General features: G+C 73.4%; 23 protein-coding genes and 1 pseudogene. 10 read left to right on the top strand and 14 right to left on the bottom strand.

Annotated elements, in window-relative coordinates:
• Positions 1-85: 85 nt before the first annotated feature.
• On the top strand, positions 86-259 hold the full coding sequence (locus tag QNO07_RS03950) for a hypothetical protein (RefSeq protein ID WP_283990006.1): 174 nt from the start codon (positions 86-88) through the stop codon (positions 257-259).
• A 155-nt stretch (positions 260-414) separates the two neighbouring features.
• Here QNO07_RS03950 and QNO07_RS03945 read toward each other — a convergent pair.
• From QNO07_RS03945 to kbpA, 4 genes and pseudogenes are all read right to left on the bottom strand, one after another.
• Positions 415-546, bottom strand: a pseudogene (locus QNO07_RS03945) (Mpo1-like protein); the annotation flags it as partial.
• An 18-nt stretch (positions 547-564) separates the two neighbouring features.
• A complete protein-coding gene (locus QNO07_RS03940) occupies positions 565-1,104 on the bottom strand; it encodes a hypothetical protein (RefSeq protein ID WP_283990005.1) in 540 nt (179 codons plus the stop codon).
• A 160-nt stretch (positions 1,105-1,264) separates the two neighbouring features.
• Positions 1,265-3,739 (bottom strand): protein serine/threonine kinase AfsK, encoded by a 2,475-nt coding sequence (afsK, locus tag QNO07_RS03935; protein WP_283990004.1) that lies wholly within the window; start codon positions 3,737-3,739, stop codon positions 1,265-1,267.
• Between the two features lie 367 nt (positions 3,740-4,106).
• The gene (gene kbpA, locus QNO07_RS03930) at positions 4,107-5,219 is read right to left on the bottom strand and encodes an AfsK-binding protein KbpA (protein WP_349636802.1); all 1,113 of its coding nucleotides are present in this window, start codon (positions 5,217-5,219) and stop codon (positions 4,107-4,109) included.
• A 242-nt stretch (positions 5,220-5,461) separates the two neighbouring features.
• Between kbpA and QNO07_RS03925 the strand changes: the two genes are divergently transcribed.
• The gene (locus tag QNO07_RS03925) at positions 5,462-6,109 is read left to right on the top strand and encodes a TetR family transcriptional regulator (RefSeq protein ID WP_283990003.1); all 648 of its coding nucleotides are present in this window, start codon (positions 5,462-5,464) and stop codon (positions 6,107-6,109) included.
• Between the two features lie 275 nt (positions 6,110-6,384).
• Here QNO07_RS03925 and QNO07_RS03920 read toward each other — a convergent pair whose 3' ends face one another.
• Both QNO07_RS03920 and QNO07_RS03915 read right to left on the bottom strand, forming a co-directional pair.
• Positions 6,385-7,623: a S8 family peptidase gene (locus tag QNO07_RS03920; protein WP_283990002.1), complete on the bottom strand. Its 1,239-nt coding sequence runs from the start codon at positions 7,621-7,623 to the stop codon at positions 6,385-6,387.
• Positions 7,624-7,838: 215 nt separating this feature from the next.
• The gene (locus QNO07_RS03915) at positions 7,839-8,843 is read right to left on the bottom strand and encodes a LuxR family transcriptional regulator (protein ID WP_283990001.1); all 1,005 of its coding nucleotides are present in this window, start codon (positions 8,841-8,843) and stop codon (positions 7,839-7,841) included.
• 430 nt (positions 8,844-9,273) lie between these two features.
• On the opposite strand from QNO07_RS03915, the gene QNO07_RS03910 reads away from it, so the two are divergent.
• A complete protein-coding gene (locus tag QNO07_RS03910; protein WP_283990073.1) occupies positions 9,274-10,494 on the top strand; it encodes a flavin-containing monooxygenase in 1,221 nt (406 codons plus the stop codon).
• A gap of 29 nt (positions 10,495-10,523) precedes the next feature.
• Here QNO07_RS03910 and QNO07_RS03905 read toward each other — a convergent pair whose 3' ends face one another.
• Both QNO07_RS03905 and QNO07_RS03900 read right to left on the bottom strand, forming a co-directional pair.
• Positions 10,524-11,015 (bottom strand): DinB family protein, encoded by a 492-nt coding sequence (locus QNO07_RS03905; RefSeq protein ID WP_283990000.1) that lies wholly within the window; start codon positions 11,013-11,015, stop codon positions 10,524-10,526.
• Positions 11,016-11,124: 109 nt separating this feature from the next.
• Positions 11,125-12,480: an MFS transporter gene (locus tag QNO07_RS03900; protein WP_283989999.1), complete on the bottom strand. Its 1,356-nt coding sequence runs from the start codon at positions 12,478-12,480 to the stop codon at positions 11,125-11,127.
• A gap of 62 nt (positions 12,481-12,542) precedes the next feature.
• On the opposite strand from QNO07_RS03900, the gene QNO07_RS03895 reads away from it, so the two are divergent.
• Positions 12,543-13,583: a GlxA family transcriptional regulator gene (locus tag QNO07_RS03895; protein WP_283989998.1), complete on the top strand. Its 1,041-nt coding sequence runs from the start codon at positions 12,543-12,545 to the stop codon at positions 13,581-13,583.
• Here the strand turns inward: QNO07_RS03895 and QNO07_RS03890 are convergent.
• Positions 13,511-14,338 (bottom strand): NAD(P)H-dependent oxidoreductase, encoded by an 828-nt coding sequence (locus QNO07_RS03890; protein ID WP_283989997.1) that lies wholly within the window; start codon positions 14,336-14,338, stop codon positions 13,511-13,513. The genes QNO07_RS03895 and QNO07_RS03890 overlap by 73 nt on opposite strands.
• Positions 14,339-14,511: 173 nt before the next feature.
• Here QNO07_RS03890 and QNO07_RS03885 point away from each other — a divergent pair, with 173 nt between their 5' ends.
• Both QNO07_RS03885 and QNO07_RS03880 read left to right on the top strand, forming a co-directional pair.
• Positions 14,512-15,450: a GlxA family transcriptional regulator gene (locus QNO07_RS03885; protein ID WP_502961773.1), complete on the top strand. Its 939-nt coding sequence runs from the start codon at positions 14,512-14,514 to the stop codon at positions 15,448-15,450.
• Between the two features lie 8 nt (positions 15,451-15,458).
• A complete protein-coding gene (locus tag QNO07_RS03880; protein ID WP_283989995.1) occupies positions 15,459-16,046 on the top strand; it encodes a pyridoxamine 5'-phosphate oxidase family protein in 588 nt (195 codons plus the stop codon).
• Positions 16,047-16,478: 432 nt separating this feature from the next.
• On the opposite strand, the gene QNO07_RS03875 is transcribed toward QNO07_RS03880, so the two are convergent.
• The 3 genes from QNO07_RS03875 to QNO07_RS03865 all read right to left on the bottom strand — a co-directional run bounded on the left by QNO07_RS03875 (position 16,479) and on the right by QNO07_RS03865 (position 18,300).
• A complete protein-coding gene (locus tag QNO07_RS03875; protein ID WP_283989994.1) occupies positions 16,479-16,949 on the bottom strand; it encodes an ATP-binding protein in 471 nt (156 codons plus the stop codon).
• 295 nt (positions 16,950-17,244) lie between these two features.
• Positions 17,245-17,430 carry a DUF397 domain-containing protein gene (locus QNO07_RS03870; protein WP_283989993.1) on the bottom strand — a complete coding sequence of 62 codons (186 nt, stop codon included), beginning with the start codon at positions 17,428-17,430 and terminating at the stop codon, positions 17,245-17,247.
• A gap of 18 nt (positions 17,431-17,448) precedes the next feature.
• Positions 17,449-18,300 carry a helix-turn-helix domain-containing protein gene (locus QNO07_RS03865; protein WP_283989992.1) on the bottom strand — a complete coding sequence of 284 codons (852 nt, stop codon included), beginning with the start codon at positions 18,298-18,300 and terminating at the stop codon, positions 17,449-17,451.
• 206 nt (positions 18,301-18,506) lie between these two features.
• On the opposite strand from QNO07_RS03865, the gene QNO07_RS03860 reads away from it, so the two are divergent.
• From QNO07_RS03860 to QNO07_RS03850, 3 genes are all read left to right on the top strand, one after another.
• Positions 18,507-18,956 (top strand): ATP-binding protein, encoded by a 450-nt coding sequence (locus tag QNO07_RS03860; RefSeq protein ID WP_283989991.1) that lies wholly within the window; start codon positions 18,507-18,509, stop codon positions 18,954-18,956.
• Positions 18,956-19,096 carry a hypothetical protein gene (locus QNO07_RS03855; protein ID WP_283989990.1) on the top strand — a complete coding sequence of 47 codons (141 nt, stop codon included), beginning with the start codon at positions 18,956-18,958 and terminating at the stop codon, positions 19,094-19,096. Before QNO07_RS03860 ends, QNO07_RS03855 begins: the two co-directional genes overlap by 1 nt.
• A gap of 203 nt (positions 19,097-19,299) precedes the next feature.
• The gene (locus QNO07_RS03850; protein WP_283989989.1) at positions 19,300-19,872 is read left to right on the top strand and encodes a dihydrofolate reductase family protein; all 573 of its coding nucleotides are present in this window, start codon (positions 19,300-19,302) and stop codon (positions 19,870-19,872) included.
• A gap of 65 nt (positions 19,873-19,937) precedes the next feature.
• On the opposite strand, the gene QNO07_RS03845 is transcribed toward QNO07_RS03850, so the two are convergent.
• Positions 19,938-20,279, bottom strand: a complete 342-nt coding sequence (locus QNO07_RS03845; RefSeq protein ID WP_283989988.1) for a hypothetical protein — start codon at positions 20,277-20,279, stop codon at positions 19,938-19,940.
• Between the two features lie 227 nt (positions 20,280-20,506).
• Here QNO07_RS03845 and QNO07_RS03840 point away from each other — a divergent pair, with 227 nt between their 5' ends.
• Positions 20,507-21,658, top strand: a complete 1,152-nt coding sequence (locus tag QNO07_RS03840) for a winged helix DNA-binding domain-containing protein (RefSeq protein WP_283989987.1) — start codon at positions 20,507-20,509, stop codon at positions 21,656-21,658.
• A gap of 7 nt (positions 21,659-21,665) precedes the next feature.
• On the opposite strand, the gene QNO07_RS03835 is transcribed toward QNO07_RS03840, so the two are convergent.
• Positions 21,666-22,025 carry an STAS domain-containing protein gene (locus QNO07_RS03835; protein WP_283989986.1) on the bottom strand — a complete coding sequence of 120 codons (360 nt, stop codon included), beginning with the start codon at positions 22,023-22,025 and terminating at the stop codon, positions 21,666-21,668.
• Positions 22,026-22,047 lie beyond the last annotated feature (22 nt).

Genomic DNA, 22,047 nt, shown 5'->3' with positions numbered 1-22,047 from the left:
ACCGGCCCCCGGTGACTGTCCGGCGGTATGCGGGGGTGCCGCCGGCCGGTCACCACGGGAGCACCACCAACGGGAGGAATCAGGCATGGCCGTCAACAAGAACCAGAAGTCGAAGAGGCCGAAGCAGGACGACGTGGCGGTCCAGAAGGACCACCACGGGTCGAGCGAACCACTGCGTGCGGCCGGCGACCACCACGGTTCGGGGGAGCCCGCAGTCGTCAACGGAGACCACCACGGTTCGAGCGAGCCGGTCACCTGATCCTCCCGCCCGGTGCGCGGCAGTATCCGCGCACCGGGCGGTACACGGAACCACCGCGTGTCCGGGGAACACGGGCCCGTGCCGGCGGCCGAGGGGGATGCCGCCGGCACGGGCCCGCCCACGCGTGCGCCTCCCGGCACCTGCCACGACCGGAGGTGCGCAGGCCAGGCCGTGCCGTAGCCGATGAGCGGCAGCGCGAGCGCATACCCCGCCCGGCCGAGGGCCAACCCGTAGGCGCTGGTCGCCAGGCCCGTCAGCGTGCCCGTGAGGTGCACCCACCGGGTGGCGGTTCAGATGACGACCACTCAACTAATGGATTGCACACGGCAGTTCGTCACGTCTCCGGCCTTCTCCGGCAGGTCCATCGGGACGTCGACGTCGACGGGCTTCCCGGACTGGAGCAGCACCACCGTCGATCCGCTGTCGACGAGAACGCCGTTGCGGTCGAGGAAGTCGACGTGCACGCGGTGGCTGCCGTTCCTGGTCCGCGGGTCGACGCGCACGGTCGCCACGGCCCTGGTGGTCGTCACGCACTGCTTGACACTGCCGGTCGGCCGTCGGCTGCTGCTGTCGCTGCCGGAACCGCCACTGGTCCCGCCACTGGTCCCGCCACGGTAGGTGTTGTTCCGGCCGTTGGACTTGTAGGTGTTGCCGCTGTTGCTACTACCGCTGGTCGACTTCTTGCCGCATCCGCCGCCGCTGCTGCTTCCGCTGCTGCGGCTCTTGCCACCGCCGCCCTTGCCGCTGGTGCCGGTGTGGCTGAAACCGGTCAGCGCCAGCAGCACGGCGGTGACGGCGGCGAGCAGTTTGACCTGACGCATCACGAAGGGCCCCCCGAGGCTCATGCGGAACACGGTGCCGCGACCGTCGCGCGCACCGTACACGTGCAAGGGACGCGGACATGGCCGCCCCGGGTTCCCGCCCGCTCCCAACTCCCTTACGTCTGAACCCAGCCGACGCCAATGACAGGGCGTCAGGGCGTCAGGGCGTCAGGGTGACAGGACGTCAGGAGCGGGCCTGGCCGGTGCCCTTGGCCGCGTCCAGGGCGTACACGCAGCGGTCCTTGCTGCAGGCGTACAGCACGCCGCCGGACACCACGGGAGAGCCCGTGATCTCGCCACCGGTGGCCAGTTTCCAGCGCAGTTGGCCGCCCACCGCGTCCAGCGTGTACAGCGAGTGGTCGGCGGAGCCGAAGTGAACCCGCCCGTCTGCGGCGACCGGCGCGCCCACCACGTCGCCCTGCGCCTGGAAGCGGTAGCGCCCGGTGCCCGGGACGGCGTCGATGGTGTAGAGCGCACGACCGCTGCCCACGTGCACCAGGCCGTCGGCGACGACGACGGGGTCCGCGGACTGGCGGGCCTCGGTGGCGATCCGCCAGCGGTCGTTGCCGTTCGCCGCGTCCAGCGCGTACACCGTGCCGAGGTAGTCCGCCAGGTACACGCCGCCGCCCGCGACGGCCGGGCCGGGGGCGAAGGCGGGCGGGCAGAGGAACGCCGCCGGGGCGTCGAAGCGCCAGCGCTCGTGTCCGGTGCCCGCGTCCAGCGCCAGCACCCGGGCGCCCGCGCTGACGTAGACCACCCCGTCGTCGGTCGGCAGCAGCCGGACCGGCACGCCGCCGGTGGCCGCGGCGTCCCCGACCGGGTACGACCACTGCTCGCCGCCGTCACGCGCGTCCCGGGCCGAGAGCCGTCCGTCGGCCCACAGGTAGACGGTGCCGCCGTGCAGCAGCGGACCGGCCTCCGGCGTTTCGAAGTCGACCTGCGCGCCGCTGAGTTCCCACAGCATCTCGCCGGTGGCGGCGTCCCAGGTCTGCACGCCGCCGCCGCGGGTGCCGGTGAGCACCGTCCCGCCGTCGGCGCGCAGCGCGTACACCCAGCCGTCCACGGCCTGCTTCCAGCGCTCGGTGCCGTCGGCGCCGTCCAGCGCGAACAGGCTCGGCCCGTCGGAGGCGTGCACCCGGCCGTCGGCGACGGCCATCGACCAGGCCACGTCGCGGGTCTTGAACTGGCGTCTGCCGCTGGCCACGTCGAGCGCGTGCACCTCGAAGGAGGTGACGTAGAGCAGTTCGTCCACGACGACCGGTGTGCCCCACACGTCGTTGGACATCCGGAACCGCCACGGCCGCCAGCGGGCGGGCGCGGCCCCGTCCGCCGACGCGGCGCCGCCGCCGGGCGGCCGCGGCGGCGCGGCCGGGGGCCGGGCGGGGCCCGGCGGTCCGGCGGGCGCGGGAAGTACGCCGCCCGGCGGGCGCACCCACTGGGTGCCGGCGGCGGCGTCGGGCCCGCGGCCGTCCACGCGGCGCGGGCCGGGACCGATCGGCACCTGCGAGCCGGGCAGCCGCACCGGGTCGGCGCCCGGCTGCACCGGGGGACGTGGTGGGGCGTCGGGTGCGATCGGCGCGGCCTGTGCGAACGCCGAGGCGGACTGCGGTCCGGCCGGTGCCGCCTGCGGGACGGCGGGGCCCGGGTGCGGCGGCGCGGCGAGCGCGCCCGCCGGGACGGGCGGCGCGTGCGCGGGCTGGGGCGGTGCGACGGGCGGCGGCGCGGGCGCCACGGGGACGGGTGCGGGGCGCGGGGGCCGGTTGCGACCGCCGCGCTTGCGCTCGATGAGTTCGACCGCGCCCGCGGGCAGCCACGCGGACGCGGTGCCGCTGTCGTCCCCGCCGGAGGAGAACAGGTGCGGGGCTAGCTGTGCCTGGAGGTCTGCGGGGCTGGGCCGGGCGTCCGCCTCGGTCCGCATGCAGGACTCGATGAGCGGACGCAGCTCGTCGGGCAGCCCCTCCAGGTCGGGCCCCTCGCGCAGCAGCATGAACACCGTCTCGACCGGGTTGGCGCCGTGGTAGGGCGCATGGCCGGTGGCGGCGAAGACCAGCGTGGAGGCCAGCGAGAAGATGTCGCTGGCCCCGGTGACGCTGCGGGAGTCGCGGGCCTGCTCCGGGGACATGTAGGCCGGGGTGCCGACGGCGACGTTGGTCATGGTGAGCCGCGTGTTGGAGACGCCGGAGGCGATGCCGAAGTCGATGACGCGGGGCCCGTCCTCGACGACGAGCACGTTGGACGGCTTGAGGTCGCGGTGGACCAGCCCGGCCCCGTGAATGGACTGGAGGGCTTCGGCGATGCCCGCGGCGATCCAGCGCACGGCCTGGGCCGGCATCGGGCCGCACTCGTGGATGATCTCCTCCAGCGAGGGCGCCGGCACGTAGGCGGTGGCCAGCCACGGCACGGCCGCCCGCGGGTCGGCGTCCACGACGGCGGCCGTGTAGAAGCCGCTGACCGCGCGGGCCGCCTCCACCTCGCGGGTGAAGCGGACCCGGAACAGCTGGTCCTCGGCGAGCTCGGTGCGCACCGTCTTGATCGCCACGCGGCGGCCGGAGGCCGAGCGGGCCAGGTAGACCAGTCCCATGCCCCCGGCGCCGAGCCGGCCGAGCACCTCGAACGGGCCGATCCGCCGGGGATCGTGCTGCGTCAGCTGCTCCACCATGTGCCTGCCACCTCCCCGTAGGGGCTTGTCTGTGCTTTTGTCGTTGTTCTCACTGATACTGCTGATACTGCTGCCGCCGCGGACGCTCCCGTCCGTGCTTCCTGCGTCCGGTACGGCGTCCCGCTGCCGCTCCGGAGGGGCGGTACGGACGCTGATTCTTCCTCCCGGCCTCCGCGGTCGCGAACCGGGGGCCGGTTCGGCCGGAATCCGGTGGCCGGGGCACGGCCCGCACCCCGGCGTGGGCCAAGCGGGCAGGGCGGGCAGGGCGCTGCCGCCTGCCCGGTGCGGGCGGGTGCGTGAGACGTCACGGTTGCTCCCCCGTCGTACGGTCCTGCCGCTCCCATGCTGCGGCATGGAACGGCCGCCGTCAGCCCTCCGACACGGCCCGCCGGGAGTCCGGCCCGCCCTCGTCGCCGCCCGGCGCACGCCGTTCGGTGCCGCGCTCCCCCTCCTGCCGGTCCTCCTCGGCCTCCTCGCGCCCGTCGTCCCCGGCCTCCTCGCGCCCGTCGTCCCCGGCCTCCTCGCGCCCGTCCCGTCCTGCCCGCACGTCGTCCTCCGCCTGCCCGTCGTCCTCCGCCCGCCCGTCGTCCTCCGCCCGCACGTCGTCCTCCGCCTGCGCGGGGGCGCCGCCGTCCGGCGCGGGCTCCTCCTCCGGCGCCGCCCGCGCGGACAGCTCGGCCGAGTCTGGCCGGGCGGTCCGTCCGGTGTCGAGGACCGCGAACACGGCTCCCTGGTTGTCCACCAGGACAGCGAACCGGCCGTAGCCGCCGGTCTCGGGGCCGGTGAGGACCCGGCCGCCGAGCCGGACGACGGTGTGGGCCGCCTCGTCGCAGTCGTCCACCGCGAAGTACGTGAGGAAGTGCGCGGGCAGCTCAACGGGAGTCGACTCGTCGAGCAGGGCCCGGCCGCCGACAGCGTGCTCCTCGTCGGCGGGCTCGCCCTCGGGGGCCCACATCAGGAAGTCCTCGCCGGCGGCCTCCGCCTGGCGGGTGCCGTAGCCGAAGACCTCCGGGTAGAAGGCGTCCACGGCGTCCCGCTCGCGGGTGCGGACCTCCGTCCACACGTAGGTGCCGGGCCGGCCGACGGCGGCGAAGCCGGGGTGCTCACCCGGCTGCCACAGGCCGAACACCGCGCCGGAGGGGTCGGCGGCGGTCGCGGTGATCCCGGCGGGGCCGCGTCCGACGGGGACGGGGGTGGTGATGACCCGGCCGCCGGCGGCGTCGATCCGGGCCGCCGTGCGCCGGGCGTCGGCGGTGGCGAGGTAGACGGTCCACACCGTCGGCATGCGCCCGTCGGACTTCTGCCGAAGGCCCGCCACCTGCTCGCCGTCGAGCAGTGCGGGAATCCACCCGTCCGGGTCGGCGGGCCGCTCCTCGGGGAAGGACCACCCGAACAGCTCCCCGTAGAAGCGCCGGCCGGCGGCCAGGTCGGGCAGGGTGGCGTCGGCCCAGCAGGGAGCACCCTCGGCGAAGTCAGCCATAACGCGCGGTCCTTTCCTGGCGGGGCTGCGGCCCCGCCGTCACGTGCGGATCCCCACGTGCGGATCCCTCTACCCCTCACCGTTCCCGCTTTCGGTGTTTCCCCCCGCTTCTTCCCGGTGTTCCCCATTTTTGTCCCGTCCGTGCCCCGCCCGCCAGTCCGGCGCCGCGCCGTGCGACCGGGGCGGAACCCGTTTGCATGCGGACAAATCGCGCATCGATCACCCGTCGGTAAGCTGACGGCATGACAGGACACGTTCGAACTGTTGACGGCCGGGTGGCCGGGCGGCGCGGGCAGGCAACGCGTCAGAAGCTGCTCGACTGCCTCAGTGACATGCTCAGTTCCTCGCCCTACCGCGACGTCAAGGTGATCGACGTGGCCCGGAGGGCGGGCACCTCCCCGGCGACCTTCTACCAGTACTTCCCCGACGTGGAAGGGGCCGTGCTGGAGCTGGCCGACACGATGGCGAAGGAGGGCTCGGCGCTCGACGAACTCGTCGCGGGCCGCTCCTGGGCCGGTCGTGCGGGCGCCCGCACGGCGGAGGAACTGGTAGACGGCTTCCTCGCGTTCTGGCGCCGCCACGACGCGATCCTGCGGGTGGTCGACCTGGGCGCCGCAGAGGGGGACAAACGGTTCTACAAGATCCGTATGAAGATCCTCACCTCGGTGACGTCCTCGCTCACCGAGTCGATCGAGGAGCTGCAGGCGAAGGGCCGCGTCGACAAGGACGTCAGCGCCGCCGCGCTCGCGGGCTCCCTCGTCACCATGCTGGCCTCCGTCGCCGGCCACCAGAAGGGCTTCCAGAGCTGGGGCGTCAAGCAGGCCCAGCTCAAGCCGAGCCTGGCCCTGCTCGTCCACCTGGGTGTCACCGGGCGCAAGCCCACCCGATAGACCGGTCCCAGGCCGCGGCCCCCGCCGCCCCTTCGGCCGGACCTGTCACCGGCCGGGCCGCGCACCGACCGCCCGACCGCCTTCCGCTCCCCGCCGCGAACCGCCGCCTGCCGGCCGCTCGTACCGGCCGCTCGTACCGACCGCCGCGCTCGACCGCCGGGAGCCCTCCGTCTCCCCCGGCGGCCTCACCGGCCGTCTCACCGGCCGTGACCGACCTGCCTCCGCGTCCGGGCGCGCGATGCCTGCGCGCCCGCGCGTCCGGACCCGGAGCGGTGTCAGAACCGGCTGTACAGCAGCCTGTTGGGCGAGCCGGTTCCGGGCGAGGTGACCTTCGAGGCCGTCGAGCGGTCCAGCAGCGCCTTGGTGACGGCTGCCGGCGTCGCGGTCGGGTTCGCGGACACGTACAGCGCGGCCACCCCCGTCACGTGCGGGGCGGCCATCGAGGTGCCGCTCCTGGTGGAGGTGCCGGTGTCGTCGGCGTGACCGGCGGACACGATCGACGTGCCGGGCGCGAACACGTTCACGCAGGTGCCGTAGTTGGAGAACGTCGAACGGGAGTCGTCACTCGCTGTCGCGGCGACCGTGATCACCTTGGGCTCCCGGGCGGGCGACTGGGTGCACGCGTCGGTGTTGTTGTTGCCCGCGGACACCGCGACCGTCACCCCGGCGTCGACCATGCGGCGCACGGCCTCGTCCTTGGCGTCGCTGGCGCTGCCGCCGATGCTGACGTTGGCCACGGCGGGCTTGACCGCGTTCTTCGCCACCCAGTCGTAGCCGGCCAGCACGTTGGCGGTGGTGCCGCTGTTGTTGCAGTTGAGCACCTTGACCGCGACGATCTTCACACCCTTGGCGACGCCGTGCGTGGCACCGCCGACGGTCCCGGCGGTGTGCGTGCCGTGGCCGTGGCAGTCGCTGGCGGTGGTGTTGCCGTCGACGAAGTTGTAGCCGTAGCGGGCCCGGCCGCCGAACTCGGTGTGCCCGATGCGGACGCCGGAGTCGACGACGTAGGCGGTGACGTTCGACGCGGTGGTGTCGTAGGTGTAGCTCTTGCTCAGCGGCAGGTCGCGCTGGTCGATCCGGTCCAGGCCCCACACCGGGTCGGTCTGGGTGGCGTCGCCCGTCTCGATCCGGTTCGGCTCGACGTAGGCGACGGCCGGGTCGGCGGCCATCCGGCGGGCCTGCCACTCGGACGCCTTCACCGAGAAGCCCTCCAGCGCGGCCGAGTAGGTCCGGTCCACCGCGCCGCCGTAGCGGCCCGCCAGGGACCCCGCCCGCGCACGCAGCAGGCGCTCCCGCGCTCCCGAACCGGCCTTCGTGTCGGCCTTCTTGAGGTCGCCGTCCTTCTTCAGGACCACGACGTACTCGCCGGCGATGCTCTGACCGGTCCCGGCCCCGCGGATCTCTCCGGGCGACCCGGGTTCCGCGGCCTGGGCGGTGCCGAGCGTGGTCCCCGCGACGGCGAGCGCGGCGAGCCCCGCCCCCAGTACGGTGCGTATGCGTGCCGGTCTCTTCATGCGGCCGTGCCCCTCCCTGAAGTGCGCGCGAAACAAAGGTTCTAGCGGACCGCCGACGCCCGCCGAGGCACACCAGTGCCAGGGACACCAAGATGCCCGCCCGGCACCACGGTGACGCGGCGCCCGCGAAGTGCCCTGCGGGCAGGGGAGTTACCGGCCGCCGTCGGCCTGGAGGGGGATGTGCGCGGCGCCCGGCGGCGGGCCCGGCGCGGTCGTCACAGCCAGCCGCGGCGCTGCGCCTGGAGCGCCAACTGGAAGCGGGAGCCCGCACCGGCCTGCGCCATGAGCAGTTCCATGCGGCGGAAGAAGGTGCGGCGGCTGACGCCCAGCTCCCGGATGATCTGGCTGTCGGGCACCCCGGCGACGAGCATGGCCAGGATGCGCCGCTCGGAGGGCCCGGGCCGCATCGCGACCGGCGCCGCGGCGACACCGCTCGACGCCTGGATGGGCAGCGCCCGGTCCCAGCACGACTCGAAGAGCGCGCGCAGCGCCGTCAGCAGTCCGCTGGGCCGCACCACCAGCAGGCCGCGGTTGACCTCGACCTCGGCGATGGACAGGCCGACGAAGCCGATGCGGTCGTCGACGATGGTCAGCTTCACCGGCAGCTCCGACAGCACCCTGGCCTGCTCGCCGGCGTCGATGCACGGCTGGATGTTGGTGCTCAGGTGACCAGGGTGGGCCAGCGAGGCGCGGGCGTAGACGGCCCGGTGCCGCACACCGCGCCGCAGCATGGCGATCTCGGCAGCGGCGCCGCGCTGGCTGTCCCAGAAGTAGGGCGGGGTGTCGAAGCGCAGCACCTCGGCGCGGGCGTCGGCGAGCGCCTCGCCGAGGCGCCGCTCGATGCCCTCTCCGGTGACCTCCTCGGCCACCACTCCCCCGCCTGCCGACGGGTGGTGCCGCCGGAAGTGGTCGTAGGCGCCGGCCACCGCCGCGCGCGCCTCGGCGAGCTGGAGGGCGCGGCGGCGCTCCAGCAGTTCCAGCGCGCCCGCGGGCGGGACCGGCGCGGGCTCACCGCGGGGGCCTTCCGTGACCATGCCGAGCGTGGTCAGCGCCCGCACCGCCGCCGCGTGCCGGGCGTCGTCCAGACGGGCGCGGGCCTCTCCGGAGAGCAGCCTGACGTAGAGCTCCACGGCGTCCGCATCCACGCCCAGTGATGCCAGATGACCTGCCAGTTCCTCGGTGTGGGCGTCCCCGTCGGCACCGGCTTTCTCGTGCACCATGGGCGGCACTTTAGTGCCGGTGTCACCAGGGTGTCGCCGCGGGCGTCCGAATCGCGGTAGAACGTGCGATCGCTGCCGCCCACCAGCCGGGAACCCCAACACCCCAACCCCGGCTGGTGGGCGGCAGATGTTGTTTCGGCGAATTTCCGGCCCCGGACGCGGGCGCCCCGAACGGTCACGGACCGCCCTGACACTGCCCGCCGGCCGCCCGGAAGTCGCCCTCGAGCCCCGCGGACGCCCGCTCGGGCATCCCCCCGCAGCGCCGCCCCAACGGCCCGGGGTCGGCGCTGCGTGCCGCTCGGGCGCGGTTCCCCGGGGTGTCCGGGAGCGTGGAGGCCGCCGGGCGGCGCACGGGAGCGCGGCCCGGCACATTGGCCGGAGGCGCCCTCGGCGCCGGCCGTTACCGGGGCTTAAGCTCAACGACATGCCCATGCCCGAAGACGGCAGACCCGTCCACATCATCGGTGGCGGCCCCGGTGGCCTCGCCACCGCAGCGGCCCTCCAGAAGCGCGGCATCCGCGCCCTGGTGGTGGAGCGGTCGGATGCCGTCGGCGCCTCCTGGCGCGGCCACTACGACCGGCTGCGGCTGCACACCACCCGCCGCTGGTCCTCGCTGCCGGGACTGCCGATGCCCCGGTCGTTCGGGCGCTGGGTGGCCCGGGACGACATGGTCCGCTACCTGGAGAAGTACGCCGAGCACCACCGGCTGGAGGTGGCGACGGGCGTCGAGGTGAGCCGCATCGAGCGCCTGGCCCCCGCGGACGGCGGCCCGGACGGCAGCGGCGCGGCGGACGGCAGCGGCGCGGCGGACGGCAGCGGCACGGGCGGTGACGGCCACGGCGGCTGGCTGCTGCGGGCCAACGGCGGCCGGGAGCTGCGCGCCCCTGTGGTCGTGGTCGCCACCGGCTACAGCCACACCCCGCACATCCCGGACTGGGAGGGGCGCGAGACGTTCACCGGTGAGCTGCTGCACGCCTCCCGCTACCGCAACGCGAAGCCGTACGCGGGTCGTGACGTGCTGGTGGTGGGGGTCGGCAACACCGGCGCGGAGATAGCCGCCGACCTCGTGCAGGGCGGCGCCGGACGGGTACGGCTGGCGGTGCGCACGCCGCCGCACATCGTGCGCCGGTCCACGCTCGGCTGGCCGTCCCAGGCCACCGGAATCCTGGTGCGGCGCCTCCCCGTCCCCGTGGTGGACCGGATGGCACGCGTGGTGGTCGGCGCCACCATGCCCGACCTGGCAGGCCGCGGCCTGCCGCGCCCGTCGCAGGGCCTGTACTCGCGGGTGCGCGAAGGCGCGATCCCGGTGCAGGACGTCGGGTTGGTAAGGGGCGTGAAGAAGGGGCTGATCGAGCCCGTTCCGGCGGTCGCGTCCCTGGACGGTGGCAAGGTCAGGCTGGCCGACGGCTCACTGATCAGCCCCGAGGTGGTCATCGCCGCGACCGGCTACCGGCGCGGCCTGGAGGACCTCGCCGGGCACCTGGACGTGCTCGACGAGCGCGGCCTGCCCCGCACCCACGGCCGCCGCGCCGCACCGGGCGCGCCCGGCCTGTACTTCACCGGCTACACCAGCCCGATCAGCGGCATGCTGCGCGAGCTGGCCCGCGACGCCGAGCGCATCGCCCGCGCCGTGGCCCGCTCCGCCGCCTGAGCGGCGTCGGCGGCACCCCGGCGCATGCCTCAGGAGGCGGGGAAGTCGCCGGTGCTGCCGTCAAGCAGCTCCCGCATGAGGTCCAGGTGCCCGGCGTGCCGGGCCGTCTCCTCGACCATGTGGACCAGCACCCAGCGCATCGACACCGTCACGCCGTCCCAGGAGGTGCCCGTGGCCTCGACGGGCAGCTGCCGGATCACCGCGTCGGCGGCGGCCCGCGCCCTGCCGTAGAACGCCCGTATGTCCTCGGCGCTCTCCTGCGGGCCGAGCGTGAAGTCCTCCTCTGGCTTGAACCAGAGCGGTTCGACGGGCCTGCCGAACGTCTCGCAGAACCAGCCGTACTCGACCGCCGCGAGGTGCTTGAGCAGCCCGAGCATCGTCATACCCGAGGGCGTCATCGGGCGCCGCAGCTGCTCCTCGCCGAGGCCGTCCAGCTTCCACAGCACCACGTCGCGGTGCCGGTCGAGGCTGACGTGCAGGGTTTCCTTCTCGCTGCCGGTGGCCGGCACTCGTTGTCCCATGCCCGCACGTTAGCCGCGGCCACTGACAACCAGCGTTCGCTCCCAACACCCGGCCCGTACCCGGCCCGTACCCGGCCCACCTGAGGCTCCCGGGCGGCTCAGGCGCCGCTCAGGCGCCCGGTGGCGCCCCGGCCGGCTCCCGATCGCCGGGGACTTCGCCGGGGCGGATGACGAGGGCCATCAGCGCCGCCAGGGCGCACAGCGCACCGGACGCCATCCACACCGGGTCGTAGGAGCCGAAGGCGTCACGGGCGAGGCCGCCGAGAAAGGCCACCAGCCCGGCGCCGATCTGGTGGGAGGCCAGCACCCAGCCGAAGACGATGGCGCTGTCCCGGCCGTAGGCGGCCCGGCACAGGGCGAGCGTGGGCGGCACGGTGGCCACCCAGTCCAGGCCGTAGAAGACGATGAAGAACACCATGGGCAGCTCAACGGTCGGTGCCAGCAGCATCGGTAGGAACAGCAGCGAGACACCGCGCAGCGCGTAGTAGACGGCGAGCAGGCGGCGGGCGTCGAACCGGTCGGTGAGCCAGCCGGAGGCGATCGTGCCGACCACGTCCAGCACGCCGATGAGCGCGAGCAGCGAAGCGGCGGCGGTGATCGGCATGCCGTGGTCGTGGGCGGACGGCACGAAGTGGGTGCGGATCAGGCCGTTGGTGGACGCGCCGCAGATCGCGAAGCTGCCCGCCAGCAGCCAGAACGGGCCGGTGCGGGCGGCGTCGCGCAGCACCCGCAGCGCCCGGCGGGCGGCCCCGGGCTCGGGCGCCGGGCGGGCCACCGGCGCGGCGGCGCCGTAGGGGGCCAGGCCGACGTCGGCGGGGTGGTCGCGCAGCAGCAGGACGACGAACGGCACGACGGCGAGCGCGGTCAGAGACACCGTCACCGAGGCGGGCCGCCAGCCGTGCTGCTCCACCAGCCAGGACAGGACCGGCAGGAACACCAGTTGCCCGGAGGCACCCGCCGCAGTGAGCACACCGGTGACCAGGCCGCGCCGGGTGGTGAACCAGCGGTCCACGACGGTCGCCGCGAAAGCCAGCGCCATCGAGCCGCTGCCGAGGCCGACCAGCACCCCCCAGTAGAGGACGAGTTGCCAGGCGGACGTCATCACCGTGGTCAGCCCGGCGCCGACGGCGATGACGGTCAACGCGCAGGCCACCACCCGCCGCATGCCGAAGCGGTCCATCAGCGCGGCGGCGAAGGGCGCGGTGAGCCCGTACAGGGCCATGTTGACGGCGACGGCGAAACCGACGGTGCCGCGCGACCAGTTGAACTCGGTGTGCAGGGGGTCGATGAGCAGGCCCGGAAGCGAGGCGAACCCGGCCGCGCCGATGATCGTCACGAACGCGACGCCGGCCACCCACCAGGCGCGGTGCACGCGGGGCCGGGGCGCGCTTTCGAGCCGCGAGGGCTGCTGCGGGCGCGGGGGCTGCTGCGGGGAGTCATGGAATGTCTGGGCCACGGCGTTCATGCTGTCCGCGCTGCTCACCGTGAACGAGTGGCCCGATGGCCATGATGTGCAAGGATCGGGCCATGGGCCTTTCGCGGACGTACTTCCGGCATCCCGGCCGCCACCGGGTGGCCGTGCTCGTCCGGCACGGTCTGCTGCCGATCGAGGTGGGCATCGCCCACCGCATCCTGGGCGGGGCCCGCACGGCGGCGGGCGAGCCGCTGTACGAGGTGCTGACCTGCGCGGTGCAGGCGGGCGAGGTGCGCACCGACACCGACTTCACGGTCAACGTCCCGCACGGCCCCGGTGCCCTGGCCGAGGCCGACACGGTGATCGTGCCCGCCGCCCACGAGCCGGACCCCGCGTTCCCGTTCGGCACGCTGGAGGCGCCGCTCGCGGCGGCGCTGGCTCTGATCCGGCCGGGCACGCGGATCGCCTCCATCTGCACCGGCGCCTTCGTCCTGGCCGCCGCCGGACTGCTGGACGGCCGCCGGGCCACCACCCACTGGGCGCACTGCGAGGAGCTGCGGCAGCTGCGTCCGCAGGTCGAGGTGGACCCCGACGTGCTCTTCGTGGACGACGGCGACGTGCTGACGTCGGCCGGTGTCGCCTCCGGCATCGACCTGTGCCTGCATCTGGTCCGGCGGGACTTCGGTGCGGAGGTGGCCGGCTCGGTGGCCCGGCGCACGGTCGTGCCGCCGCACCGCGACGGCGGCCAGGCGCAGTTCGTCCGGCGGCCGGTGCCCGCGCCCGGCATGGCGTCGACGTCCGCCGCCCGCGCCTGGGCGCTGCGTCACCTCCACCGGCCTTTGGCCCTGGCGGAGTTGGCGGCCCAGGAGTCGATGAGCGTGCGCACGTTCACCCGGCGGTTCCGCGAGGAGACGGGCGTCAGCCCGCAGGTGTGGCTGACCCGGCAGCGCGTGGAGCGCGCGCGGCACCTGCTGGAGACGAGCGACCTGCCGGTTGACCGCGTCGCCGCGGACGCCGGGTTCGGCACCGGCGCCTCCCTGCGGCAGCACTTCCAGGCGGTGTTGGGCGTCGCGCCGAGCGCCTACCGCCGCACGTTCCGCGCGGCCCCGCCCGAAGCCGCGCAGGGCGCGGTGCGGTCGTCGGCCGAGGTGTAGTGCGCGCCGAGGTCGGTGCGGCCGGGCGCCACGTGCGGGTACAGCACGAGGTCGGCGTCGTAGTCGCCGCCGCGCTCGGTGCGGAAGGGCAGCGGCTCGGTGTGCGGCAGCGCCCGAATCCGCTCGCGCAGGCCTGCGGCGGCCTCGGCGTACCCGGCGTCGGTGAGGCGGTCGGCACCGTACACCGCGTAGGGCGGCAGCGCCTCCAGGCCGGTGTACCAGAAGGTGCCGTGCAGCAGCGGGAACAGCACCTCGTCGAGCCGGCCGTGCACCCCGCGCGGCCCGAAGCCGGAGGCGCGGGCCCCGACCGAGGTGACGGTGAGCGCGCGCCTGCCCGCCAGGCCGCCGTCCCCGTACCGGCGGTGGCCCCGCTCGTCCCGCACGCCGAAGGCGAATCCCTGCGCGAAGACCCGGTCGAACCAGCCCTTGAGGATCGCCGGCGGGCCGAACCACCAGAGCGGGAACTGGAAGACCAGGACCGACGCCCACCGGACCTTCTCCTGCTCGGCGGATACGTCGGCGCTCAGCTCGGCCCGCCGGTGGGCGCGCTCCTGCGCGGCTCCCACCCGCAGCCGGTCGCCGGACGGGTCGGCGGGGAAGTCACCGGCGTCCAGGACGGGGTCGAAGCCCATCGTGTACAGGTCCGACACCCGGGTCGGGTGGCCGGCGGCGGCCAGTTCCCGCAGTCCCTCGTCGCGGAGCGAGGCGTTGAGTGAGCGCTGTTCGGGGTGGGCGAAGATCCAGAGCACGTTCATGCCTCCACCCTGCGCCCGGCACGGGCAGCCCTACGAGTGGCCAGAGTGCCGAAGGGTGAAAGAATCTGGCCATGCCGTCCCCGTCATCGCCATCGTCATCGTCATCGGGACCGCCCTCGCCATCAGGACCGCCGCGCCCGCACCGGGTGGCGGTGCTCGTGCGGCACGGCGTCATGCCGATGGAGCTGGGCCTGGCGCACCAGCTGTTCCGGCAGGCCCGCGGGGCGGACGGGCGGGCGCTGTACGAGGTGGTCACGTGCGCGGTTGCGCCCGGCCCGGTCCGCACGGACGCCGACTTCCCCATCGACGTCGGCCGCGGCCCGGAAGCGCTCGACACGGCCGTCACCGTGCTCGTACCCGCCACCCACGACCCCGGCGCCACCGACAGCACCGGCCTCCTGCCCGCCGACCTCGCGGCGGCCCTGGCCCGCATCCGTCCGGGCACCCGCGTCGCGTCGATCTGCACCGGCGCCTTCGTCCTGGCCGCCGCCGGACTGCTGGACGGCCGAAGGGCCACCACCCACTGGAAGTCCGCCGACCTGTTCCGCCGCCTGTTCCCGGCCGTGCGACTGGACCCGGACGTGCTGTACGTGGACGAGGGCGACGTGTTGACCTCGGCCGGTGAGGCGTCCGGCATCGACCTGTGCCTGCACCTGATCCGGCGCGACCACGGCGCCGCCGTCGCCGCCGACGTGGCCCGCGCGACCGTGGTGCCGCCGCACCGGGAGGGCGGTCAGGCCCAGTTCGTCCGGCGCCCGGTCGCCGCGCCGGGCGTCGGCGCGACCGGGCAGGCCCGCGCCTGGGCGCTGCGGCACCTCGACCGGCCGCTGACGCTGGGCGAGTTGGCCGCCCGGGAGACGATGAGCGTGCGCACGTTCAACCGCCGCTTCCGCGAGGAGACAGGCCTCACCCCGATGCGCTGGCTCGCGCTCCAACGGGTGGACCGGGCGCGGGAACTGCTGGAGACCACCGACCTGACCGTGGACCGCGTCGCCGCAGACGCCGGGTTCGGCACCGGCACCTCCCTGCGGCAGCACTTCCAGGCCGCGCTCGGGGTCTCCCCGGCGGCATACCGCCGCACCTTCCGCGGCACGGGCGACATCCCAGCATAATGCCGAACATGGGAAAGAGTTACGAACACATCGACGGCCGACTGCGCACCTTCATAGAGCAGCAGCCGATGTTCTTCACCGCGACCGCCCCGCTGGCCGGCGAGGGCACGGTCAACCTCTCCCCCAAGGGCCTCAAGGGCTCCTTCGCGGTACTGGACGGGAAGCAGGTCGCCTACCTCGACTTCGCCGGCAGCACCGCCGAGACCATCGCGCACCTGCGGGAGAACGGACGGATCACGCTGATGTGGTGCGCCTTCCAGGGGCCACCCAACATCGTTCGGGTGCACGGCCGAGGCGAGCCCGTCTTCCGTGACGACCCGCGCTTCGAGGATCTGCTCGCACACTTTCCGAGCATCGACCCGGCCCTGCACGGGCTGCGCGCGATCATCGTGGTGACGGCCGAACTCATCCGCGACTCCTGCGGATACGGCGTGCCCTTCATGTCGTACGACGAAGATCGCGACCTGCACGGCAAACGCTTCGCGCGTGAGGACGACGCCTCGCTGAGCGCGTACTTCGCCAAGAAGGACCACATCGCACAGAGCATCGACGGCCTGCCCGGACTACCTCTCCCGCTGCCGCCCGGCAACTTCTGATCAGCCGTCCTTCTTCTTCCTTGGGGCTTCTTCCTTGGGGCTGCCCTGGCGTTGCCGACCGATCGTGGGACGACTCCCCGTGAGACCGCCCCGCAGATCCGCCGAACCGGGGCAGGGACGGGCCATGAACGATCGCAGCGCCAGACACCTGAGTGGCCTGGCGGAAACAGGTGAGACCGGTGGGACGGGGCCCGACGGGCCGGGGGCGGGGCGCTGCACGCCCCGAGCACGCATCGCGGACCGCCACCCGGCTCTCGTCGTCCGGGCCCTGTCACTCCCCGGCAGGGTACGCCGGGACCGGACGGACGATCCGCTCTCGTCGAGGGCTGTGGACGCCGTCCACAGCCCTCGACGTCCCCTCACGACGAATCGCTCCAGACCAGGGTGATCAAACGGACACCGTTCGTCAACACCTGGCCTGAGCTTTGCCCGTTAAGGCCGATTTGTCCGCGCACACGGGTGAGCCGCGCCCCCGGCCGGCACCACGTCCGCCACCGGCCCGTTCTCGGCCCGGTCCAGCTCGCACCAGATGCGCTTGCCCTGACCCTCCGGCTGCCAGCCCCAGCGGTCCGCGAGCCCGTCGACCAGCTCCAGCCCGCGCCCGCCGGTGTCGCCGCCACCGGCCTGCCTGCGGCAGGGCGCCTTGCTGCTGGTGTCGGCCACCTCCACCCTGACCGCACCGGGAACGTGCCGCTCGGGGAGCAGCATGCGCAGCACCGCGGGGCAACCGGCGTGCACGACGGCGTTGGTCACCAACTCGGAGATGAGCAGGATCAGCGTCTCGCCCAACTGCCCGTCGGCACTGATCCCGGAACCCGCCAGTCGGGACCGCGCCCATCGTCGGGCGCGGCCGACCTCCATCGGGTCAGGCCCGATCTCCAGTTGCACCTGCAGCACCTGCACCGCTCACACCACCAAGACCGACGGGGTCACGGAAAGTGACACCGGAGTAACACAGCCTGATGGACAAGCTGTTGCGCGAACAAGCACTTCGGGCATATTCCGGCGCAAAGGAGTAGGCGCCTCGCATACTGTGCGACGACGAACCCGCTTACTCGAACGTCGCCGCTCGGGGACTCGGGGCCGGGGTACCTGTCGCATTCGACGGAGCGTACCCGAGGCTTCGCCGCTCGGCGCCGGGCGATCAGTCACGAGCGTGCATCGACTGCACCGCAGGTCACGCTCCGCCGCGACCGCTTCACAGCTCGTCGAGCAGGCCCCCCTTCACCGCGCCGAGAAGCGCGGCCAGCCCGCCCCGACCGGCCACCAGTACGACATCCGGCCGCTCGCTCTCCCGCAGCCGGACCTCACTGCGGTCCGCGGCGAGTTCTATGCAGTTGGAGCCTTCCGCATCGGTCGAGTAAGACGACTTCTGCCACTTCATGCTGGTTTCCCCTTCGATTCAGCCTTCGCGAACCACTTCCCGGATGAAGTCACGGGAGGCGGCAGACGAGAGGCTCAACTCCGCAGTCCGACTGATGATCGCTCGATACTTGGCCAGTACCGAGACGGCGTCCAGCAGGGCGACACCATTGGCCACATCGAGTTGCACGGTGTCGAGCTGCGGCACCGGCCCCTCCGCGTAGAGGGTGGAGTTGCCCGCGTTGGGAAAGCCTCCCGAGCAGAACGGAATGACACGCAGCGTCACGTTGTCACGCTCCGACTCGTCCAGCACGTATCGCAGTTGCGATCGCATGACACTGGAGCCGCCGAACTCCAGGCGCAGTGCGGCCTCATGAAGGAGGAACGTGCAGTCGGGTGGCTGAACCCGGTCGAGCACGTCACGACGCCGCATCCGGTGCGAGAGCCGGCGGCGCAGTTCAACCGGGGTGGGCTCCGGAACAGCAGTGGCAAACACAGCCCGTGCGTAGGCCTCGGTCTGGAGCAGACCCGGAATGTGCATCATCTGCACCGCCCGCAGCCCCACCGCATGGTGCTCGAGTTCGGCGAGGTCGAGGGCGCCGACCGCCATCGTCTCCCGGTACTCCTCCCACCAGCCTCGCCGCCTCTCGGCCGCCATGCCCGCGAGAGCGCACACGTAGTCCCGATCCGAGCAGTCGTAGAGGCTCGCGAAGGCTTCGACACGCTCCCCGCTGATCCCAACCCGTCCGGCCTCGATGTTGCTGATGCGGGTGCGGTCCACACCCAGCCCCGATGCGGCCTGAGAGACGGACAACCCGGCGCTCTCGCGCATCTTCCGCAACTCGACACCCAGTCGTCGCTGCCTGGCAGACGGAACCGCCCTCGCTGGCATCCACCCCTCCTCAACTCCGCGCCAAGTCTGGTGGGTGCGACCCCCGCTTCCCAAATGATGCACGAATTCAATGAGATGGATGCACATGTGCATCCGCATGCTCTACAGTCGGTGCTCGTACCGCTACAGCGCGCCAGTGAAACCGCAGAGCAGCCGCCCCTGACCAGGCGGCCGGGCCACGGTGGCGCCTCTCGCCGGGAGGGAACTTGACCGCCATCACCGAACTCGCCATCGCCGAGCCGACCGTCGGCTCGTACCGCATGTGCGCCCCGAACGTCCCCGAGACGGCGAAGGTCGGCCGCGACATAGTCGCTTCACTGCTGCGGGCGACCGGGCACCCGCAGCTGGTGGACGTGGCGCGGCTGCTCGTCTCCGAGGTCGTCGCCAACGTGCACCTGCACACCCGGGTGCCCGCGCTGACCCTGGTGGCCGCCGTCCGCCGGGACGGTCTGTGGGTGGCAGTCCGGGACGGCGAGCCGCGCCTCGCGCCGCGCCTGCGCCCGGTGGGCGGGGAGCAGGAGTGCGGCCGGGGCCTGCCCCTGCTGGACGTTCTCGCCTCGGCCTGGGGCGTCACCTGGCACGGGCAGCCGGAGCCCACGGGCAAGAGCGTCTGGTTCGAGTTGCGGGACGGAACGGCCGTCCCCGGCGCCGGGTGATGTTCTGGACGCTGCTGGCGGCCGGGGCGTCCTTCGCCGGAGGTGTCGCGTTCGCCTGCCACCTGCTCGGCCGCGCCGCGACCGGAGGCCGTGAGACCGGAGGCCGTGACACCGGCGGCCGTGACGACGGTGAGCCGTGACACCGGTGAGCCGTGACGGCCGACGCGATGCAGGCCTCTTCGCCCGAAACGATGAGTTCCGCCGCGTCGTCCGGTCTGTCAGTGGTGGCAGGTGTACTACTGCTGCCGCAAAGCCGAAGCCGCGACAGCAGCAGGTACACCGGCCGCCCATCGACGTACCGACACCCCGTCCCACCACCAGACACACCCCCGGGAGACACCAGATGCGCACTCTGATCAGCACCGCCTTCGTCTCGCTCGACGGCGTCGTGGAGGCCCCGGGCGGCGAGCCCGGATACCGGAACTCGGGCTGGACCTTCAAGGACGTGGAGTTCCTGCCCGAGGCGTACGAGATCAAGGACCGGGAGCAGCGCGAGTCCGCCGCGCTGCTGCTGGGCCGGGTCAGTTACGAGGCGTTCAGCCCGGTGTGGCCGGGCATGGAGGAGTTCACCGGCTACAAGGCCATGCCGAAGTACGTCGTCTCCTCCACCCTCACCGAGGACGCCCTGGTGACGGACTGGGGCGACACGACGATCCTGCGCTCACTGGACGAGGTCGCCGCGCTGAAGCAGACCGAGGGCGGCCCGGTCATCGTGCACGGCAGCGCCGCCCTCAACCGGGGTCTCTCCGACGCCGGCCTGATCGATCGCTACCACCTGCTCGTCTTCCCGCTGCTACTCGGCGCCGGCAAGCGCCTGTTCAGCGAGTCGGACGTGGACACCCGCAAGCTGGAGCTGGTCGAGCACGAGGTCTACGGCAACGGCATCCAGAAGAACGTGTTCGACGTCGTCCGCTGACGCTGCCCCGGCATCGGCCCCGGCATCGGCCCCGACGTCAGACGCCCGACCTCAGGCGCCCGACGTCAGCGGGCTGCGTGCCACAGGGGCCCGGGGTCCGCGTCGGGGCCGGGGCCTGGCTGGGGCACGGGGAGCGGTACGCAGCGGGCGGCCGGCAGGTAGGGCTCGGTGCCTGCCGCCAGCTTGTCGAGGTAGCGCAGCGGCACCCACAGGAGCACCAGGGCGGCGGTGACGAGCCACGGCACGGGCCAGGTGTGCGCGGTCCAGGCGGGGGCCAGAGCGGCTTCGACCGCGCTGGCCGCCATGGCGACGGCGAACGTGCCGCACAGGGCGGTGCCGACGGCGTCGGCCGACCGCGACCATCCGGAGACGAGGTCGCGGTCGTGGGGAGTGACGGGCGTGGACATGGGCATGGATGTCCCTCGGGTGCGTGGCGGGGCCGCGGCACGACCTGCCGTGTGCGGCAGCGGCCCGGAGCTTGTGCGTACGCCCTGCTAACGGTCCGGGCCTGCCGAAACCCGCACTGATTCACACTCCGAACACAGGGTGCAAAAGGGCGGCGCGGGCGTGGCCGGCGGCTCCCACCGGGTGCGGGCACCGCCGCGCGGAAGCCGGAACGGCAGAATGCTGCGTCATGGACATCACCGTGCAGGGGCTCAACCGGGCGACTCTCAGTCGTCAACTGCTACTGCGACGCCAATCGTTGAGTGTCCTGGACGGCGTGCGGCAGGTGGTCGCGCTCCAGGCGCAGCATCCGGCGTCACCGTATCTCGCCCTGTGGAACCGGCTTGCGGGCTTCACTCCGAAGGAGTTGGACGACGCCTTCGCCCGGCGGTCCGTCGTCAAGGCGACGCTGATGCGCATCACGCTGCACGCCGTGCACGCGGAGGACTACGACGTGTTCCGCGCGGCGATGCAGCCGACGCTGTACGCCTCACGGCTCGGTCAGCGCTTCGCCGCCGCGGGCCTGACCCCGGCGGACGCGGCGGAACTCGTGCCGGAGGTGCTGGCCTTCGCCGACCGGCCGCGCACCGCGGCCGAGATGCGGGCCTGGGTCGAGCAGCGGCTCGACGCCGAGCGGCGCGACGGCGCGTGGTGGGGACTGCGGGCGTACGCGCCGCTGCATCACGCCCCGGGGGACGCGCCGTGGTCGTTCGGTGTGCGGCCCTCGTTCGTCGCGTCCGGGTCCGGTCCGGTGCCGGCGGGCCGGGAGGGTGATCCCGAGGCGCTGCGCAGCCTGGTGGTGCGCTACCTGGCCGGGTTCGGGCCCGCGTCGGTGGCGGACGTGGCGCAGTTCGCCATGGTGCGGCGGGCGCCGGTGCGGGCGGCCCTGGGTTCCCTGGGGGACGCCGTCGAGCAGCTTTCCGGACCGGACGGAGTGACGCTGTTCGACCTGCCCGGTGCCGCCCGGCCGCCGGAGGACACCCCTGCGCCGCCGCGGCTGCTGGGCATGTGGGACAGCGTGCTGCTGGCCCACGCCGACCGCAGCCGGGTGATTCCCCCGGCCTACCGGACGATGGTGATCCGCAACAACGGCGACGTGCTGCCGACCCTGCTGGTGGACGGCCGGGTCGCCGGTGTGTGGCGGCCGGTGGACGGCGGCGTCGAGGCGTCCGCCTTCCACGCCCTCACGCCCGCCGACTGGGCAGGGCTGGCGGCGGAGGCCCGGTCGCTGACGGCGCTGCTCGCCGGCCGTGAGGCGTCCGTGTACAGCCGGTACGGCCACTGGTGGGCGAAGCTCCCGGCGTCCGAGGTGCGGCTACTGCCCGTGCCCGAGCCGCGCTGACGGCCGCTCAGGCGGAGAGGGGGCGGGCGGCGCAGTCGGTGGCCGCGGTGAGGTCGGGGTAGCAGTCGAAGAGGCGTCGCACGCCGAGAGCGGCGAGCACCCGGTTGACGTGGGAGCCGTCAACGGCGCCCTTGGCGGGCAGGATCAGCCGCAGTTGCCCGGCACAGGAGTGCATCAGGCGCCGGGAGGCGATGAGCACGCCGACTCCGCTGGAGTCGCAGAACAGGACCTCCGACAGGTCGAGCACCACACTGTGCCGGCCCTCGGCCACCGCCGCGTGCATGTGCTGCCGGACCGCCGGGGAGGTGACGAGGTCCATCTCGCCGGAGACCCGCAGCACGGACCACTCCCCCCGTGTCTCCTCCATCACCCTCAATGACACGCGTCGA

This window comes from Streptomyces sp. 549 (assembly GCF_030124175.1).
In the GTDB taxonomy this organism is placed as follows: domain Bacteria; phylum Actinomycetota; class Actinomycetes; order Streptomycetales; family Streptomycetaceae; genus Streptomyces.
The sequence above is the reverse complement of the archived record's forward strand: the minus strand, read 5'-3'. Positions and strand labels throughout refer to the sequence as shown.

Excerpts from the sequence above, each read along its gene's own strand:
- QNO07_RS03950 (WP_283990006.1), top strand. The coding sequence starts at position 86 with ATGGCCGTCAACAAGAACCAGAAGTCGAAGAGGCCGAAGCAGGACGAC.
- QNO07_RS03940 (WP_283990005.1), bottom strand. The coding sequence starts at position 1,104 with ATGAGCCTCGGGGGGCCCTTCGTGATGCGTCAGGTCAAACTGCTCGCC.
- afsK (WP_283990004.1), bottom strand. The coding sequence starts at position 3,739 with ATGGTGGAGCAGCTGACGCAGCACGATCCCCGGCGGATCGGCCCGTTC.
- kbpA (WP_349636802.1), bottom strand. The coding sequence starts at position 5,219 with ATGGCTGACTTCGCCGAGGGTGCTCCCTGCTGGGCCGACGCCACCCTG.
- QNO07_RS03925 (WP_283990003.1), top strand. The coding sequence starts at position 5,462 with ATGACAGGACACGTTCGAACTGTTGACGGCCGGGTGGCCGGGCGGCGC.
- QNO07_RS03920 (WP_283990002.1), bottom strand. The coding sequence starts at position 7,623 with ATGAAGAGACCGGCACGCATACGCACCGTACTGGGGGCGGGGCTCGCC.
- QNO07_RS03915 (WP_283990001.1), bottom strand. The coding sequence starts at position 8,843 with ATGGTGCACGAGAAAGCCGGTGCCGACGGGGACGCCCACACCGAGGAA.
- QNO07_RS03910 (WP_283990073.1), top strand. The coding sequence starts at position 9,274 with ATGCCCGAAGACGGCAGACCCGTCCACATCATCGGTGGCGGCCCCGGT.
- QNO07_RS03905 (WP_283990000.1), bottom strand. The coding sequence starts at position 11,015 with ATGGGACAACGAGTGCCGGCCACCGGCAGCGAGAAGGAAACCCTGCAC.
- QNO07_RS03900 (WP_283989999.1), bottom strand. The coding sequence starts at position 12,480 with ATGAACGCCGTGGCCCAGACATTCCATGACTCCCCGCAGCAGCCCCCG.
- QNO07_RS03895 (WP_283989998.1), top strand. The coding sequence starts at position 12,543 with ATGGGCCTTTCGCGGACGTACTTCCGGCATCCCGGCCGCCACCGGGTG.
- QNO07_RS03890 (WP_283989997.1), bottom strand. The coding sequence starts at position 14,338 with ATGAACGTGCTCTGGATCTTCGCCCACCCCGAACAGCGCTCACTCAAC.
- QNO07_RS03885 (WP_502961773.1), top strand. The coding sequence starts at position 14,512 with ATGCCGATGGAGCTGGGCCTGGCGCACCAGCTGTTCCGGCAGGCCCGC.
- QNO07_RS03880 (WP_283989995.1), top strand. The coding sequence starts at position 15,459 with ATGGGAAAGAGTTACGAACACATCGACGGCCGACTGCGCACCTTCATA.
- QNO07_RS03870 (WP_283989993.1), bottom strand. The coding sequence starts at position 17,430 with ATGAAGTGGCAGAAGTCGTCTTACTCGACCGATGCGGAAGGCTCCAAC.
- QNO07_RS03865 (WP_283989992.1), bottom strand. The coding sequence starts at position 18,300 with ATGCCAGCGAGGGCGGTTCCGTCTGCCAGGCAGCGACGACTGGGTGTC.
- QNO07_RS03855 (WP_283989990.1), top strand. The coding sequence starts at position 18,956 with ATGTTCTGGACGCTGCTGGCGGCCGGGGCGTCCTTCGCCGGAGGTGTC.
- QNO07_RS03850 (WP_283989989.1), top strand. The coding sequence starts at position 19,300 with ATGCGCACTCTGATCAGCACCGCCTTCGTCTCGCTCGACGGCGTCGTG.
- QNO07_RS03845 (WP_283989988.1), bottom strand. The coding sequence starts at position 20,279 with ATGTCCACGCCCGTCACTCCCCACGACCGCGACCTCGTCTCCGGATGG.
- QNO07_RS03840 (WP_283989987.1), top strand. The coding sequence starts at position 20,507 with ATGGACATCACCGTGCAGGGGCTCAACCGGGCGACTCTCAGTCGTCAA.
- QNO07_RS03835 (WP_283989986.1), bottom strand. The coding sequence starts at position 22,025 with ATGGAGGAGACACGGGGGGAGTGGTCCGTGCTGCGGGTCTCCGGCGAG.